Origin of the sequence: Solitalea agri, from assembly GCF_023914155.1 — a bacterium.
GTDB classification, from domain to species: Bacteria; Bacteroidota; Bacteroidia; order Sphingobacteriales; family Sphingobacteriaceae; genus Solitalea; species Solitalea agri.
The window spans coordinates 58,058-73,549 of the sequence record NZ_JAMWYS010000036.1 but is presented as its reverse complement, the minus strand read 5'-3'; the positions used below and the strand labels follow the sequence as shown (position 1 = coordinate 73,549).

Annotated in this window: 15 protein-coding genes; all 15 read right to left on the bottom strand. The window is 39.6% G+C overall.

Annotated elements, in window-relative coordinates; translation table 11 throughout:
• Nucleotides 1-46: 46 nt before the first annotated feature.
• The 15 genes from NF867_RS11350 to NF867_RS11280 are packed head-to-tail and all read right to left on the bottom strand — an operon-like array spanning nucleotide 47 to nucleotide 15,469.
• Nucleotides 47-319 (bottom strand): hypothetical protein, encoded by a 273-nt coding sequence (locus NF867_RS11350; RefSeq protein WP_252588118.1) that lies wholly within the window; start codon nucleotides 317-319, stop codon nucleotides 47-49.
• 56 nt (nucleotides 320-375) lie between these two features.
• The gene (locus tag NF867_RS11345) at nucleotides 376-951 is read right to left on the bottom strand and encodes a DUF420 domain-containing protein (RefSeq protein WP_252588117.1); all 576 of its coding nucleotides are present in this window, start codon (nucleotides 949-951) and stop codon (nucleotides 376-378) included.
• Between the two features lie 55 nt (nucleotides 952-1,006).
• Entirely contained in the window at nucleotides 1,007-1,654 is a 648-nt protein-coding gene (locus tag NF867_RS11340) for a hypothetical protein (protein ID WP_252588116.1), read from the bottom strand.
• Nucleotides 1,655-1,656: 2 nt separating this feature from the next.
• Nucleotides 1,657-2,004, bottom strand: coding sequence for a cytochrome C oxidase subunit IV family protein (locus NF867_RS11335; protein WP_252588115.1), 348 nt, complete (start codon nucleotides 2,002-2,004; stop codon nucleotides 1,657-1,659).
• Nucleotides 2,005-2,031: 27 nt separating this feature from the next.
• The gene (locus tag NF867_RS11330) at nucleotides 2,032-2,718 is read right to left on the bottom strand and encodes a cytochrome c oxidase subunit 3 (protein WP_252588114.1); all 687 of its coding nucleotides are present in this window, start codon (nucleotides 2,716-2,718) and stop codon (nucleotides 2,032-2,034) included.
• Between the two features lie 10 nt (nucleotides 2,719-2,728).
• Entirely contained in the window at nucleotides 2,729-3,304 is a 576-nt protein-coding gene (locus NF867_RS11325; RefSeq protein ID WP_252588113.1) for a cytochrome c oxidase subunit 3, read from the bottom strand.
• A 2-nt stretch (nucleotides 3,305-3,306) separates the two neighbouring features.
• Nucleotides 3,307-4,212, bottom strand: a complete 906-nt coding sequence (gene cyoE, locus NF867_RS11320) for a heme o synthase (RefSeq protein WP_252588112.1) — start codon at nucleotides 4,210-4,212, stop codon at nucleotides 3,307-3,309.
• 5 nt (nucleotides 4,213-4,217) lie between these two features.
• Nucleotides 4,218-5,297: a COX15/CtaA family protein gene (locus NF867_RS11315; RefSeq protein WP_252588111.1), complete on the bottom strand. Its 1,080-nt coding sequence runs from the start codon at nucleotides 5,295-5,297 to the stop codon at nucleotides 4,218-4,220.
• Nucleotides 5,298-5,354: 57 nt separating this feature from the next.
• A complete protein-coding gene (locus tag NF867_RS11310; protein ID WP_252588110.1) occupies nucleotides 5,355-7,271 on the bottom strand; it encodes a cytochrome c oxidase subunit I in 1,917 nt (638 codons plus the stop codon).
• A gap of 23 nt (nucleotides 7,272-7,294) precedes the next feature.
• Nucleotides 7,295-8,506 carry a cytochrome c oxidase subunit II gene (locus tag NF867_RS11305; RefSeq protein WP_252588109.1) on the bottom strand — a complete coding sequence of 404 codons (1,212 nt, stop codon included), beginning with the start codon at nucleotides 8,504-8,506 and terminating at the stop codon, nucleotides 7,295-7,297.
• Between the two features lie 16 nt (nucleotides 8,507-8,522).
• Nucleotides 8,523-9,737 carry a quinol:cytochrome C oxidoreductase gene (locus NF867_RS11300; protein WP_252588108.1) on the bottom strand — a complete coding sequence of 405 codons (1,215 nt, stop codon included), beginning with the start codon at nucleotides 9,735-9,737 and terminating at the stop codon, nucleotides 8,523-8,525.
• Between the two features lie 25 nt (nucleotides 9,738-9,762).
• Nucleotides 9,763-10,332, bottom strand: a complete 570-nt coding sequence (locus NF867_RS11295; RefSeq protein WP_341870046.1) for a c-type cytochrome — start codon at nucleotides 10,330-10,332, stop codon at nucleotides 9,763-9,765.
• Between the two features lie 6 nt (nucleotides 10,333-10,338).
• Nucleotides 10,339-10,854, bottom strand: a complete 516-nt coding sequence (locus tag NF867_RS11290; protein WP_252588107.1) for a DUF3341 domain-containing protein — start codon at nucleotides 10,852-10,854, stop codon at nucleotides 10,339-10,341.
• A complete protein-coding gene (gene nrfD, locus NF867_RS11285) occupies nucleotides 10,844-12,301 on the bottom strand; it encodes an NrfD/PsrC family molybdoenzyme membrane anchor subunit (protein WP_252588106.1) in 1,458 nt (485 codons plus the stop codon). Before nrfD ends, NF867_RS11290 begins: the two co-directional genes overlap by 11 nt.
• A gap of 24 nt (nucleotides 12,302-12,325) precedes the next feature.
• Nucleotides 12,326-15,469 (bottom strand): TAT-variant-translocated molybdopterin oxidoreductase, encoded by a 3,144-nt coding sequence (locus NF867_RS11280; protein WP_252588105.1) that lies wholly within the window; start codon nucleotides 15,467-15,469, stop codon nucleotides 12,326-12,328.
• Between the last annotated feature and the right edge of the window lie 23 nt (nucleotides 15,470-15,492).

The following is a 15,492-nucleotide window of genomic DNA, read 5'->3' as shown; positions in this document are numbered from 1 at the left end:
AATACGGGCGATGTATAAGAAAAATCGAAGAGGCTGTGCTCTCCGATTAGTTTAAATTAAGTTTTTGCTCTGGAATGTTCACGCTTATGTTTTTACGGCGATAATTACGGTACCATAATAAACCCACTCCAGCCACAGCAATATAAGGTGCTGCCAATAAATATAAAATTCCGTTATTCAAACCGGTTCCCTTTTTTCCACCCTCTTCTATCGACGATTCAACAGATGATTTACACATAGGACATTGTGCATTAGAAATAAGCGGAAGCATACTGATTAGAGAGAAAGCGAACAAAAACGAAAGAACTAACTTCTTCATCTTACCTGATATTTTAAACACCTCAAAAATAACTAATTATACCCTTAAAATGTTTGCTATTTTAAATAATACGGCGAAATCATCAGGTACACCACAACTCCTGTAATGGTTACATATAGCCAGATAGGATAACTCCAGCGGGTAATTTTGCGGTGCTTAGCCACTTCCATTTTAAGTCCCCAGTAAAAGGAAAGTAAAACAAGCGGTAAAACCAAAGCAGCTAAAATGATATGCGATATCAGAATTATGAGATAAATGGTCCTCCCTGAACCGGCATTTACTAATTCAGTAGAATCAACTGTTCCATCGCCGTTTAAATCTCCAAACTTAGCTTCCTGAGGGGCCAACCAATGATAAGCAATGTATGACACCAAAAACAAACTGGAAAGAAAGAAGGCTGTAAGATTTAATTTTTTATGAACGGCTATATTCTTTTGTTTGATAAAATACAATGAAAGAAGCAACAGGATGCTACATGTACCGTTAATAAACGCATTTAGTTTTGGCAAGATCAAAATTGAAGAAGGATCAACTGCAGGTGCAGGTAATACTTTTCGGTTTAACAATACCACAACCACAAATACAAATACCGAAACACCGGCAACAATTCTGAATAATAATTTCTCTGACATATTTACCCCCAATCCCCCAAAGGGGAATTTCATTATAACAATAAAAAACTACTTTTTATTTCAGCTTTTTATCGTCTTCTTCCCTGATCAATTCGACCGTAATCACTTTAACCTCATCCATTAACGTATCGATATTAAAACGGTTTTCCATTTTATAAAAACCACGAATACGATGATGATTATCAAGCATAACATACCTGCGAGATGCCGTAGGTTTTCTGGTTAAGCTATCTATTTGAACCTCATTCAACAAATACTGTTGTTGAGCTATAGTGGCTAATGAATCAATTGGAGCATATACAACTTTCCAATTATCAGTTGAGCTACTATCGGCCAGCCATTGTTTATTGGCACTATAGGTTACAAATAACAGTTTAGGGTTTTTCTTGAAATAATCTACCAAGCGCCAGGTTTGCTCATTGGCGGCCTTGTTCCCATTCATCTCATCAGTTAACAGAAAGTTAGCCATGATGATCTTTCCGGTATCAGCTGCCGGGTAAAAACTGATAGTATGATAAATGGTATCCTGAATTTTTCTTCCCTTCTTTAAATGAAAAGTAGAAGCCACTTCTTTAGGCCCATAGACCGGAAGTGGCTTGTACATATTCTGACCCGATTTTAACAAGAAGTATGTTATTACCGGTAGAAGAAACACAAAAAACAGGATAACGGCTTTTTTATAAAGACTTATCCTTGTATTCATTGTTACTTAATTGAGAATAATAGATGGTTCCCCTCTATGATCATTAGCGCCACAAAGTACACCAAAAATACTATTGGTAGAACCACACCTATGATCAGTCCGATTTTCTCGAACTTTAAGTGCATAAAATAAGCAACGATATATGCAGCCTTAACAATGGTTAAAGCGATATAAACGAAGTTGGCAATTTCTTGTGAAAACCAGTGGTGAGGTAAAGCGTACAACGCTATAAAAAACTCCACAAGGGTAACACCCAATAAAATAAAGAACACTTTCCAGATCAATGATTTGGTCATTGATGCATGCTCTTCATGATGTTCGTGTGATATAGTAGTTTCGTGTGCTGACATTTTATATAAAAGTTCAGGGTTAACAGATTAAACTAGATAGAATAAGGTAAATACGAATACCCAAACAAGGTCAACAAAGTGCCAGTACAAACCAACCTTTTCAACCATTAAATAATGACCACGACGCTCATAAGTGCCAATTAACACATTGATGGTAATAATGATATTAATGATAACCCCAGTAAATACGTGGAAACCGTGGAAACCGGTAATTACGAAGAATAATTGTCCGAACTGAACAGCCCCAGTAGAACCATCAGCATTGATGAATGGATTGTGGTGTAAGCTCATTCCTTCGTGAATCAGGTGAGACCACTCCCAAGCCTGACAGCCTAAGAAGGTAAATCCACCAATGATCGTAAGGATCATCCAGTTTAATACTTCTTTTCTTGAATTGCGGTGACCGGCTTCTACGGCCAATACCATTGTTACCGAACTGGCAATCAGGATAAAGGTCATGATACCCACGAACACCAATGGATATTCGCCATGCTCCACACCTGGTACTGATTTAAAAACTACATCAGGATCAGGCCAGCTATGGCTTTTGAAGCGCATTGCGCCATAAAAAATCAATAATGCCGAAAAAGTAAAGACGTCTGACAAGAGGAAAAACCACATCATCAGCTTGCCATATTCAACCGAGAATGGAGACTTACCTCCGCTCCAAGCACTCGATTTAACTTCTTCTTCTAAGTGTGCAACAGTACTCATTAGTTAAATTTTAGTGGTTCAAAAGTAAAAAAACGTATAAATAAATCCATAAAATATCCAGAAAATGCCAAAAGATGGAAGCCAACTCCAATCTAAGCATATTCTTTACCTGGGCTATGTTACGATATATACCAATTAGCGGAGCAAGCAATACTGCTATCCCTGCGATAATGTGTACACCGTGTAAGCCTGAAATAACATATAAGAACGATCCGGAAGGATTACCTACAAAATAAACCTTCTCTGCAACTAATTGCTGCCATGAGAGCAACTGGCAAACAAGAAATGCAATTCCTAAGGCAATTGTTAACCATAAGCCTAGTTTCTGCTTTTCAAAGTTCAATTTCTTACCCGAAAGGTAAGCCCAATGCATTGTTGCGCTACTGGCTATGATCAAAACAGTTGAAAGTACAAACAAGCTAGGAAGCTCAAACTCCACCCAGTTTCCTTCAGCTCTGCGAACAATATAACTTGAGGTGAATGCTGCAAACAACATAATGCTTGCAACAATAAACAACCACATTACAAATTTCACAGGGCGGATGTTCAATTTAGTTTCCTCTGTATTCATCACTATATCTTTCATGCTTAAATCTTATCAATCAACATCATTACCTGAATAACTGTAATGTACAGGAACCCTGTAAGCATTACTTTCTTTGCCGAAGGTTTATCGCAATTTTGCACCAATTTATAAGCCGGATAAAGTCCCCAAATACCCATTACAATTGCTGCGATCAAATAAAATACGCCTACATAATGGTAGGTATAAAGCAACACACTCACTGGTATCTGAATAATTGATGAAGCCATGATCCAATAGGCGCTGGCTTTTGTTGTACCCGATAATGAAGGGAGCAAATAAAAACCTGCTTTATTGTAATCTTCATTCAATAACCAGGCAATAGCCCAAAAATGGGTAAACTGCCAAACAAATTGAACGGCAAACAGCAATCCGGGCTCCATACCAAAATGGTTAGCACTGGCAACGTAACCCAATAATGGAGGCATTGCACCTGGTATTGCACCAACGAACACTGCCAATCTCGATACTTGCTTCAATGGTGTATAAATAAACGCGTATGAAAGCAACGAGAATATGCCAAAGAACGCTGTAAGGTAATTCACTTGGTATCCTAAAATTAGAATACCTGAAATACCCATCACCAAACTAGCAATAAGCGCCTCTGCAACCGACATTCTACCCGAAGGTAAAGGACGATCCTGAGTACGGCTCATAAACTTGTCGAGGTTTCGTTCTAATAGCTGATTAAATCCGTTAGCAGAACCTGTTACCAGAAATCCACCTATAATTAATGAAATAAACTTAGACCAATCCATTACCTCTACCCCTTTGTCGGCATAGAGATAAGAAATAGCAGCCGTAAACACGACAAGAGAGCTCAAACGCATTTTTACCAGAGCCGAATAATCGGCATACTTGGTAGCGATAACGGTTGATATATCGGCTTTAACTGATTTTTCTAACAACACTTTTCTTATACTTTAACAGCAACACTACTTGTCGCTTTAATTTTTAACAAAAACAAAACAGTCCAAAACTGTAATCCAAACATTAAGCATCCAAATACAAGGTGGAGAGCTTGAAACACTGGAGGTAAGGCCATCCATGCTAACACAATCCCAGTGATGATTTGTAATACTACCAGCAGTGAATTATAATTAAACACTTGCACAAACGTATTATCCGTCACTTTTCTAATCCAAACAAAGAGCACAACTGTTAACACTAAAACAGCAATTGCCAGCTCTCTATGCGATAAGAATATAAACCCAACACGGCTTACCCATTGTTCACGGCCTGTTTGATTTAGAACGGCAGCAATCTCATCAATAATTTCTCTTACCTGGGTCCCTAAAAGCATTTGTACCATTGTAAGCGTCATTAATACAAAAGCGCCCACTTTAATTCGCTTCATATTCGCCACTTCAAAATCAGCGAGAGCAAATTTTCTTGCTCTGGCCTGTTCATAAATATATATGTACAGTGCTAATATGATCAATGCAACAAACATATGAATGGTAACCATGTATGCCTTAAGGTTACTTTCAACCACTTTAGATCCTAACCAACCCTGATAACCAATTAAAAACAGGTTAAAGAGGCTTAGCCAAAATACCTTGCGCTTGTTTGTTTTTAAATAGCGAATGGCAAAAACAACAGTTGCAATAGCGCCAAAACCTAAAAGAACTCCTGTAAGTCGATTTACATACTCGGTCCAGGTATGGTATACATTAAACTTAGCGTAACTATGTTTAGTGTATTTTTCCCAATCACTTGGCACAAACTCTTTCCCGGTAGTAAAATCTTGTTTAGCCTTGTAAAGTGCCTCATTCCAGATAACGATGTACCCTTTCTTGAAAAACTTTCCTTCAGAAAAAGTTAACTCGTTAATGGTAGTAGGCGGAATATAATGTCCGAAACATTTAGGCCAGTCGGGACAACCCATACCTGAACCTGTACTTCTTACCACCCCACCCGCAATAATCACCAAAAAGGTAAGTAGGATTGCGGTAAAACAAACTGATAAGAATTTTTTCTCGGACTTATTCTGCATTGTATGGATAAAAGTTTGGGTAGCAGAAGTATGCTCCACTACCCAAATTTTTGGATATTAATTAGCTTGCTTAGCTTTTTGCGCTTCAGCAGCTGATAAATTTTGCGGCTGATAATACTCATGCACAAATTGTGACTCGTCTCCGTGGAAACCAAAATCGTGTGGAGTATTAGAGCTTACAGTTTCAGATAATGGCACAGTTTGCGGAATGAAATCATGCTCAGCACCTGGTTTACTGTAATCGTATGGCCAACGGTACACAGCTGGAATTTCTCCAGGCCAGTTTCCGTGGAAATGCTCAACAGGAGTAGTCCACTCTAAAGTATTAGAGTTCCAAGGATTTTGAGGAGCACGTTTACCTCTGAAAATGTTTACAAAGAAGTTATATAAGAATAACACCTGAGCAACAGCACCTAAAATAGCTGCAAGTGTGATGAATTTATTCAATGGGATCCATTTGGTAAACATTTCAAACTCAGTAAAGGTATAGTAACGACGAGGAACGCCATCTAATCCCATAAAGTGCATTGGGAAAAATACCAGGTACGCTGAGATGAAAGTTAAGAAGAAGTGCAGGTAACCTAATTTGTTATCCATCATTCTACCGAACATTTTCGGATACCAATGATAAACACCCGCCAACATACCGAAGATAGCCGAACAACCCATTACAATGTGGAAGTGAGCTACTACGAAATACGTATCGTGTAAGTTGATATCAATTGAAGGGTTACCTAACCATAAACCGGTAACACCACCAGTAATAAAGAATGATACCAAACCAATAGCGAACAACATAGCAGGTGTTAACTGAAGGTTACCTCTCCAAAGTGTTGCTAAGTAGTTAAAGGTTTTTACTGCTGAAGGAACCGCAATGATTAACGTGGTAAACATGAACACCGAACCTAAGAACGGATTCATACCGGTTACGAACATGTGGTGACCCCAAACGATAAACGAAAGGAAGGAAATACCCAGGAACGAACCAATCATAGCACGGTAACCGAAGATAGGTTTACGAGCATTGGTTGAAATAACCTCTGAAGTAATACCTAAAGCAGGCATAATAATGATATATACCTCTGGGTGACCCAAGAACCAGAATAAGTGCTGGAATAAGATTGGGCTACCACCTGTGTTAGGCAATGCCTCACCACCAAGATAGATATCAGACAAGTAGAAACTTGTACCAAAGCTACGGTCGAAAATTAAAAGGATAACCGCTGCAAATAATACAGGGAATGATAATAAACCTAAGATTGCGGTTAATAAGAAACCCCAAATGGTTAATGGCATACGAGTCATTGACATACCTTTAGTACGCATGTTCAATATTGTACTGATATAGTTGATACCACCCATCAAAGATGAAGCGATAAACATTGCCATTGAAATTAACCACATGGTCATACCTGTTCCTGAACCTGGCATTGCTTTTGGCAATGCTGATAAAGGAGGGTAAATAGTCCATCCCGGACCGGCAGGACCAGTTTCAACAAAGAATGATGCAACCATTACCACGCTGGCTAAGAAGAAGAACCAGTATGATAGCATATTCATGAATGGCGAAGCCATATCACGAGCACCAACTTGATAAGGAATTAATAAGTTAGAGAAAGTACCACTTAAACCTGCTGTTAATACAAAGAATACCATGATGGTACCGTGAATGGTAACCAATGACAAGTAAAACGCAGGATTTAACCGGCCACCTTCTCCCCATTTACCTAAAATTACTTCTAGTAAAGGGAACTCTTTATCAGGCCATGCTAATTGTATACGGAAAAGAATAGACAGTATCATACCGATCACACCCATAATGATACCGGTGATCAGGAACTGCTTGGCAATCATCTTGTGGTCCATACTGAAAACGTATTTCGACAAGAATGATTCATGGTGATGCCCGTGAGCATCGTGGCCATGAACATCGTGATGATGAACTGCCTCAGGAGAAATAACTTGGGAAGCCATATTGATAGTATTTTTCGCTCTAATTACTTAATGTTAATTGCCAATGTTTTATCTGCAGCTTTAGTAGTATCAGCTTTTGTTGAATCTGCAGGAGCCGCTGGTGTTTCAGCTGGGGCTGCAGGAGCAGGTTTTTCATTTTTCTTCACCCAAAAAGGTGTTTGATTTTTTAACCATGCTCTATACTCTTTTTCGCTAACTACCTTAATCACAAACTTCATGTTAAAGTGTGATGCGCCACAAATTTTGTTACAGTACAACAAGTAGTCAAACTTAGCATCGTTTACCTTCGATCTCATTTCGTTAGTAGTAACGGTTGGAGTGAAAGTAAAGTAAGTATTCATACCTGGTACGCAGTTCATTTGCACGCGGAAGTGAGGCATATAAGCCGAGTGAATCACATCTTTAGCGCCAAATTGGAACTGAACAGTTTTATTTACCGGCAATACAATTTCTTGAGGGAAAAAGTCATCTTGAGAAGTTTTATCGTCAAATTTAACACCCAACACATTGTCTCCGCCAATTAAACGATAGTTACGAGGACCCAATAAGTTATCTTTACCAGCGTAACGAATAGTCCATTTAAATTGCTCAGCAACCGCTTCAACTTTAATCGCATCCTTTAAGTTCTCAGGATACATAATGCTTGTCCAGGTTTTCCATCCGAAGAATACCAAAATACTTAATACTACTGCAGGCACTAAGGTCCAAATCTTTTCAAGATTATCGTTGTGCGGGTAGTAATAAGCTCTTTTGTTTTTACGGCCTCTGTATAAGAAAACGTAAGTAAACAGAACAAGGTGTGTAAGTACAAATACAGTAAATGTAATGTAGAAAGTTACATGTAATAAGTTATCGGTTTCAACACCGTGCTTAGACGCAGGGTCAGGCAAAAGCCATCCTCCATGTGCATTCAATTCCCAGAAAGCACCGTAAAGGCCTAAAAATCCAATAACCAAAAACAAGGTAGCATTAATAGAGTTCCAGTTAATGCCTTTTTTCTTAGTAGCAGTGGTTGTTAATTCGTAAACTTTTAAAGCACGACCAACAACTCCTAAAATAAATCCGGCTGCTACAAACATTAAAATGTAGAAAGCAACAGTAAGCCACATTTCAGTGCGAGCGCCAGCTTTAGCTGCGTCTGCACCAGCCTCAGCTGCCTGCGCCATTGCTACATTGGTATAAAATGTAGCGATAGCGGCAGAAGCAAAAATTGATAATTTTTTAAGTATCGACATAGTTAAATTATAACGATTAGATATTCGGGATATGATGGTGATTACTTTCTTCGTAATACGGATGGTTTTTAGGAGCCAAAGGAGCTCTGCTCAAACCTTTTAACATTAAGAAGGCGAATAAACCGGCAAAGCCGATCAGGGTACCGAACTCATAATAGCTAAAACCTGGGTGCTCATGAACGGTACCAGGCATTACCATCACATAGTAATCTAACCAGTGACCAACTAAGATGATAATAGCGGCTAACTTCATACGCTTAAAGTTACGTTTGTTATCACTTGTCATCAATAATAAGAATGGTACTAAGAAACAGATAACGATATCTAACCAGAATAAGAATTTATATTCAGGTTCCCAGCGATTAACAAAGTAGGTTAATTCTTCAGGAATGTTTGCGTACCAAATTAACAGGAACTGACCAACCCAGGTATAGGTCCAGAAAATAGTGAATCCGAACATCAACTTACCTAAGTCATGCAATTGGCTAGTATTGAACCATGGCAAATGACCACTTTCCTTTAAAAGGATAGCCGTTAAGGCGATAGCCGAAAGACCAGTCACCCATAAAGCAGCCAAGTTCCACCAACCGAACATTGTTGAGAACCAATGAGCCTCAACTGACATCATGGTATCAAAAGCAAATAATGGGAAAGTAAAACCGAAGATCACACAGAAAATAGCGCTGAACTTAATGCTTTTGTTATAGCTTTCCATGCCGCCTTCAAGATCCTCTTTTAGGGTTAATTTTCTTAACATGTAAGCGAACAATCCCCAAACGATTACGTAAAGAGCGTTACGCGTTACAAAGAAAGGCACATTTAACCAAGCAGATTTACCTGCAATAAGCGGATCATAATTAGGGCTATTAGGATCAGTAAGTCCTGGAGCATTCCAGTGCTCATAAAGATTATGAGTTGATAAACCACCAAAAATTACGGCGAATAAAATAACGCCTGCGAAAGGAATTACGGTAGTAAAAGCACTAGGGATACGAAGAATGCTGGTTGCCCAACCTGCATTAGCCACATACTGAATGGCTAAGAACATCATTCCCGCAAAGCTTAAACAGGTCATGTAATAAGCACAAACCAATAGGTTAGCCCAGGTACGGTGAGGATCTCCAAAAATAAAGCCGGCAGCAATACACACCACACCAATAACAATGGCTATAAGACTATAAGTTTTGGCTTTTCCTGAAAACTCAAATTGTTTTGAAGTATCTAGTTGCATTGAATTTTAATTTAAAGTCCAAAAATTATTGTTTCTGAAGGAATTGAACGTATTGGATGATTTTCCAACGCTCCTCTTTACTTAGCTGTGAAGCATGAGAACCCATAGCTCCTTTACCATAAGTGATAGAGTAAAACATCTTACCTTCTGGTAAATCTTTCAATAGAGCACTGTTGTAGGCTGGAGGTGCAGGGAAACCTGCTTTAGCCACAACATTACCATCAGCCATACCTGTTTTACCGTGACAGTGTGAACACATATTCACAAACAAGCGTTTACCTTCTTCAAAATTCTCTTTAGTATGAGCAAGCGGACTTTTTAACTCTGCGCCTGCTGCTTCATATCCTTCAGGTGTATGAGGATAATGGAATACTTCGTAATTAGTTGGAATGGTTCCTTCCACCGGTGTCTGAGCTGTTTTGCCATCGGCAAAAACAGTGTTCTTCTGATCCGGATTGTAAGCAACCGGACGATACATCTGCGGCGCATACTCCATTCCCGGGTCGCGTTTAACCTTTGAGCAAGAAGTTAATACAACTGCAGCGGCTAAACTCATTACTAAAACGCCTCTCATTTTATTTATTAACATAATCATTGGCCCTTAAAAAGTTTTGTATTTAACCTCTACTGCACCTGATTGTCTGATTAAATCAGCTACACTCGACTCATTATTTTCGTTTACTTCTATGGCTACAACAAAACGATCGTCTGTTGCGCGCTCATCCATAATTCTTGGAGTTGAAAAAGGAATTAAGCGGTTAGCCATGAAGAAAGTGAAACCCATTCCGAAAGAAGCGAACAATACAGTCCACTCAAAGCAAACCGGAATAAAACTTACAACCGGGAAGTTTGGTTTACCACCAATATCCATTGGCCAATCATAAGTAATCATGTACCACATCATTAAGAAAGCTAATGATAAACCCAGGCAACCAAAGCAGAATGCCGCAATTGGCAGGCGTGAGCGAGGAACGAAGAATACATTCTCTAATCCGTGAACCGGATATGGAGTATACACGTCAAAGATCTCTTGTCCTTTATTTTGAATTGAAGTGATGCCTGATTTTAAAACATCCTCATCGTCATATAAACCGATGGCAAATTTCTTATTCTTCATTTGACTCTCCTTTCTTAATTGTTGCGGTGGTAGCAATTACTACATTGCCTTCTACCGGATGATGAGTAGCGTGACCGTGTTTTTTAGCTTTAGCTTTAGCCTCTTCACTTGAGTGCTTTAATAATAGTTTCACCTCGGCCATTGCCACTGATGGTAAGAAGCGGATGAACAACAAGAACAGGGTGAAGAATAAACCAATTGAACCTACGTATAAACCTACGTCAACAACAGTTGGTGTAAACATTGCCCAAGATGATGGAAGGTAATCGCGGTGTAATGAGGTAACGATAATTACGAAACGCTCGAACCACATACCGATGTTTACAACAATTGAGATAATGAATGTGAACACAAGGCTGGTACGTAATTTTTTGAACCACATTAACTGTGGAGAAATTACGTTACAAGTCATCATGATCCAGTATGCCCACCAGTAAGGACCTGACACACGATTTAAGAATGCATATTGTTCGTATTCAACACCCGAGTACCATGCAATAAATAACTCAGTTAAGTAAGCAACACCCACAATAGAACCGGTTACCAAGATGATGATGTTCATCAACTCAATATGGTACATGGTGATATAGTTTTCTAATTTCAATACTACGCGGGCAACTAACAATAATGTTTGTACCATGGCGAAACCTGAGAAGATTGCACCGGCAACGAAGTATGGAGGGAAGATGGTGGTGTGCCATCCTGGAATAACTGATGTAGCAAAGTCGAAGGATACGATGGTGTGTACCGAAAGTACCAGTGGAGTTGAAATACCAGAAAGGATTAAGGAGATAGACTCGAAACGGATCCAGCTGCGGGCTGATGAAGTCCATCCTAAACTTAATGCAGAATATACTTGTTTACGAACACCGGTAGCGCGGTCACGTACTGTTGCAATGTCAGGCAATAAACCAACAAACCAGAACAAACATGAAACCGAGAAGTACGTTGAGATCGCGAATACGTCCCAAATAAGCGGTGAGTTAAAGTTAACCCATAATGACCCAAACTGATTTGGAAGCGGGAATGCCCAATAAGCTAACCAAGGACGACCCATGTGTGCTAAGATGTACGTCGCAGCACAAATAACGGCGAAAATGGTCATCGCCTCAGCAGAACGGTTAATTGAGTTACGCCAGCTCTGACGGAATAGTAATAATACCGCCGAGATCAGAGTTCCAGCGTGACCGATACCTACCCACCATACGAAGTTGGTGATATCCCATGCCCATCCTACTGTTTTGTTTAATCCCCATGCGCCTAGTCCAACCCAGGCAGTGTAACCAAAACTTACTAACCACAGGATAAACCCTGCAAATGCAAGGGTGAATCCGATCCACCAGGCCTTGCTTGGAGCATTCTCAACCGGGCGGCAAACGTCTTCAGTAACAGTATGCATATCAGGCGTACCGGTTACTAAAGGTTTTCTAATTATTGACTCGTGCATAATATCTTGAGTTTAGAAACTTAATTATGAATGACTCTCCTCTTTAGCTTCGTGACCATGACCCCCATGTCCGTGCTCTGCTGCTGCTTTCTCTTTGTTACGAACTTGTGTCATGTAACCAATACCTGGCTGAACACCAATTGATTCTAAGACATAGTAAGTACGCTCGTTGTGAAGCAATTTCGACACTTCGCTTTCTGGATCATTGATATCACCGAATACGATTGCATTTGAAGGACATGATTGCTGACAAGCAGTTTTGATATCGCCATCTTTCAACGGACGGTTCTCCATTTTCGCTTGTAACTTACCAGCCTGAATACGTTGAACACACATTGAACATTTCTCCATCACACCACGTGAACGAACCACAACATCTGGGTTTAATACTAATTTACCCATTGGATTGTTCATGTAGTAATCAAACTTATCGTTATCAGTGTAGTTGAACCAGTTGAAACGACGAACTTTGTATGGACAGTTGTTTGCACAGTAACGAGTACCGAAACAACGGTTGTAAGCCATTTGGTTCAACCCTTCTGAAGAGTGCATTGTTGCTAATACCGGACAAACGGTTTCACAAGGTGCGTGGTCACAGTGCTGACAAAGCATTGGTTGGTGAACAACCTCGAATGATTCTTCTTTACTGTCTTTACCCATGTAACCTTCGGTACCTTCTGCAACTTCCGAATAGTAACGATCGATACGTAACCAATGCATTTCACGACGACGGCGAACCTCATCACGACCTACTACTGCTACGTTGTTTTCGATATTACAGCTGATGATACAAGAACCACAACCTGTACATGCGTTCAGGTCGATTGCCATACCCCAGTGGTGACCTTTTTTCTCTTTGTCTTCCCATAGGTTCAACAATTTAAGGTTACCGTATTTATCGCGTTTAGCACCACCTTTCTCATCTTGCTCAGAAATTTCAGCTAAGTCATGGTGACCATGGCTGCCTGATGAAGGATCTTTAGCATACGCAGAGATTGTTGTTTCTCTGATGATATCGCGACCTTCGAATGAGTGGTGAGTTTGAGTTCTTGCCAGTTCGATTGAGTCTCCGGTTTTAGAGATCGATACTCCATTGAAGTTTTGCAAGCTTCCATTAACAATACTTACAAATGGATAAGCATTTTTACCTACTTCGTTACCTGCTTTACCAGCTGCCGTACGCCCATAACCTAAAGCAATTGAAGCAGTACCATAAGCCTGACCTGGTTGTAAGATAACCGGCAATTCAATTGAATAACCATTAGCTTCAACTTTCACAACATCAAACTCAGCAATACCTTGGTCTTGACCAAATTTAGGTGAAATAGCAACGTAGTTATCCCAAGTTACTTTTGAAACAGGATCTGGACACTCTTGCAATAATGGGTTGTTTGCACCACGACCGTCACCAACATTGGTATGTTTGAATACTGTTAACTCCACTTTACCTGAAACAGATTTACTGCTATTAGTAATAGTAGAAACTACAGTTGACAAATCTTTAGCAAATGTATAAGGCTGTGCTACAGCACCTGCAGTTTTAACAAAACCTGTACGTAATAAGTTATCCCACTGATCTTGGAAAATACCAGCACCTACCTGAGGGAAGATGGTAGTATTCCAAACATTTTTAACGTAGTCTAAATATTCAACAGGATTATTTGCCCAAACTAATAAGCTTTTCTGTGCTGCGCGAGTATCGTAAATTGGGTTGATAGTTGGCTGACCAATTAAGAACACACCTTTACGAGGCTCTGCATCTGTCCAAGCTTCTAATGAGTGATGATCAGGAGCGATTACCTCAAATCCTTTAGCAGTTTCATCTTCACGCTCAGCGAAAGAAACTTTTAAAGCAACCTTTTTCAAGGCAGCAGCAAAGTCAGCAGCTTTAGGATATGAGTAAACTGGGTTTACACCATACACGATCAATGCACCAACTTCACCACGATTCATCTCATTTACCAACTCAACAACTTCGGCATCGTTGCCTTTGTATTGCTGACTAGCATTATCTAAATCGATAGTTGAACCGTAGTTACCTAATAAAGCATTGATTGCATTTACTAAGATCTGGGTAGAAACATCATTTGATCCCGCTACTACTAATGATTTGCCTTTGTTTTCCCAAAGCTCTTTAGCAGTTTTAGAGATGATGTTGCCGGCAAATTCAGGAGTTTCAACGTTGAAAGTTTGCGCTCCAGCTAATTTTGCCACACCATTATATAAGCCGATCAATGCTAACCCTGATTGCGACGGACGAACAGGAATGCGAACGTCTGCATTAGAACCAGTCAATGACATTTCAGTTTCAAACTGAATATGGCGTGACATTGACTTAGTTTCTTTAAGGTGTTTAGCGTTACGCTGAGAAACGTATTGGCGTGTAAATTCAACAGGTGAAATCCAGGTTCCCAAGAAATCAGCGCCGAAACTTACAATTACGCTTGCGTTATCAAATTTGTATGAAGGGATTACTGCTTTATCAAAGCTGTTTTTATTTGCGTTGATAATACCAGAGTAAGATACCGCATCATAAGTAACTTGTTTAGCGGTAGGATATGCTTTAACGAAGTCAGCGATTGCAGCATTTGTTGATGGGCTGTTTATCGAATCAGTAAGAATTACAATTTTCTTACCGGCAGCATTCGTTTTAGCTAATTGCTCCTTAACAAAAGCATCCACATCTTCCCACGAAGATTCGATACCTTTTAATAAAGGAGATTTTAATTTAGTAGAATCATAAAGATCAATTACTGAAGCGTGTCCGGCTGAATCAACACCACCCTGGCCAATCGGACAGTTAGTGTTACCTTCAATTTTAATAGGACGACCTTCACGGGTTTTTACTAATATACCGTATCCATCTTTCGAGATACTTGTGTAATAGTTAGGAATACCCGGAGTAATTTCCTCAGGCTTGATCAGGTAAGGAACTGCTTTGTTTACCGGTGTTTTGTTACACGCAGCTAAAGCTACAGCACCTACACCAAAACCTAAAGATTTCAAGAAATCACGGCGTGGCATTACAGAACTATCGTTTGCCTTGCCTGACAGGATCTCTTCAATTGGTAAGTCTTCAGCAAATTCTCTTTTCTGTAAAGCTTCAAACTCAGGAGTTGGATTCAACTCCTCTAAACCTTTCCAGTATGTTTTGTTATTGCTATCCATTATAATCGTAAGAGTCTTTTAAA

Excerpts from the sequence above, each read along its gene's own strand:
- nrfD (WP_252588106.1), bottom strand. The coding sequence starts at position 12,301 with ATGCACGAGTCAATAATTAGAAAACCTTTAGTAACCGGTACGCCTGAT.
- NF867_RS11330 (WP_252588114.1), bottom strand. The coding sequence starts at position 2,718 with ATGAGTACTGTTGCACACTTAGAAGAAGAAGTTAAATCGAGTGCTTGG.
- NF867_RS11350 (WP_252588118.1), bottom strand. The coding sequence starts at position 319 with ATGAAGAAGTTAGTTCTTTCGTTTTTGTTCGCTTTCTCTCTAATCAGT.
- NF867_RS11315 (WP_252588111.1), bottom strand. The coding sequence starts at position 5,297 with ATGCAGAATAAGTCCGAGAAAAAATTCTTATCAGTTTGTTTTACCGCA.
- NF867_RS11345 (WP_252588117.1), bottom strand. The coding sequence starts at position 951 with ATGTCAGAGAAATTATTATTCAGAATTGTTGCCGGTGTTTCGGTATTT.
- NF867_RS11310 (WP_252588110.1), bottom strand. The coding sequence starts at position 7,271 with ATGGCTTCCCAAGTTATTTCTCCTGAGGCAGTTCATCATCACGATGTT.
- NF867_RS11335 (WP_252588115.1), bottom strand. The coding sequence starts at position 2,004 with ATGTCAGCACACGAAACTACTATATCACACGAACATCATGAAGAGCAT.
- NF867_RS11290 (WP_252588107.1), bottom strand. The coding sequence starts at position 10,854 with ATGAAGAATAAGAAATTTGCCATCGGTTTATATGACGATGAGGATGTT.
- NF867_RS11305 (WP_252588109.1), bottom strand. The coding sequence starts at position 8,506 with ATGTCGATACTTAAAAAATTATCAATTTTTGCTTCTGCCGCTATCGCT.
- NF867_RS11325 (WP_252588113.1), bottom strand. The coding sequence starts at position 3,304 with ATGAAAGATATAGTGATGAATACAGAGGAAACTAAATTGAACATCCGC.
- NF867_RS11295 (WP_341870046.1), bottom strand. The coding sequence starts at position 10,332 with ATGATTATGTTAATAAATAAAATGAGAGGCGTTTTAGTAATGAGTTTA.
- NF867_RS11280 (WP_252588105.1), bottom strand. The coding sequence starts at position 15,469 with ATGGATAGCAATAACAAAACATACTGGAAAGGTTTAGAGGAGTTGAAT.
- NF867_RS11340 (WP_252588116.1), bottom strand. The coding sequence starts at position 1,654 with ATGAATACAAGGATAAGTCTTTATAAAAAAGCCGTTATCCTGTTTTTT.
- NF867_RS11300 (WP_252588108.1), bottom strand. The coding sequence starts at position 9,737 with ATGCAACTAGATACTTCAAAACAATTTGAGTTTTCAGGAAAAGCCAAA.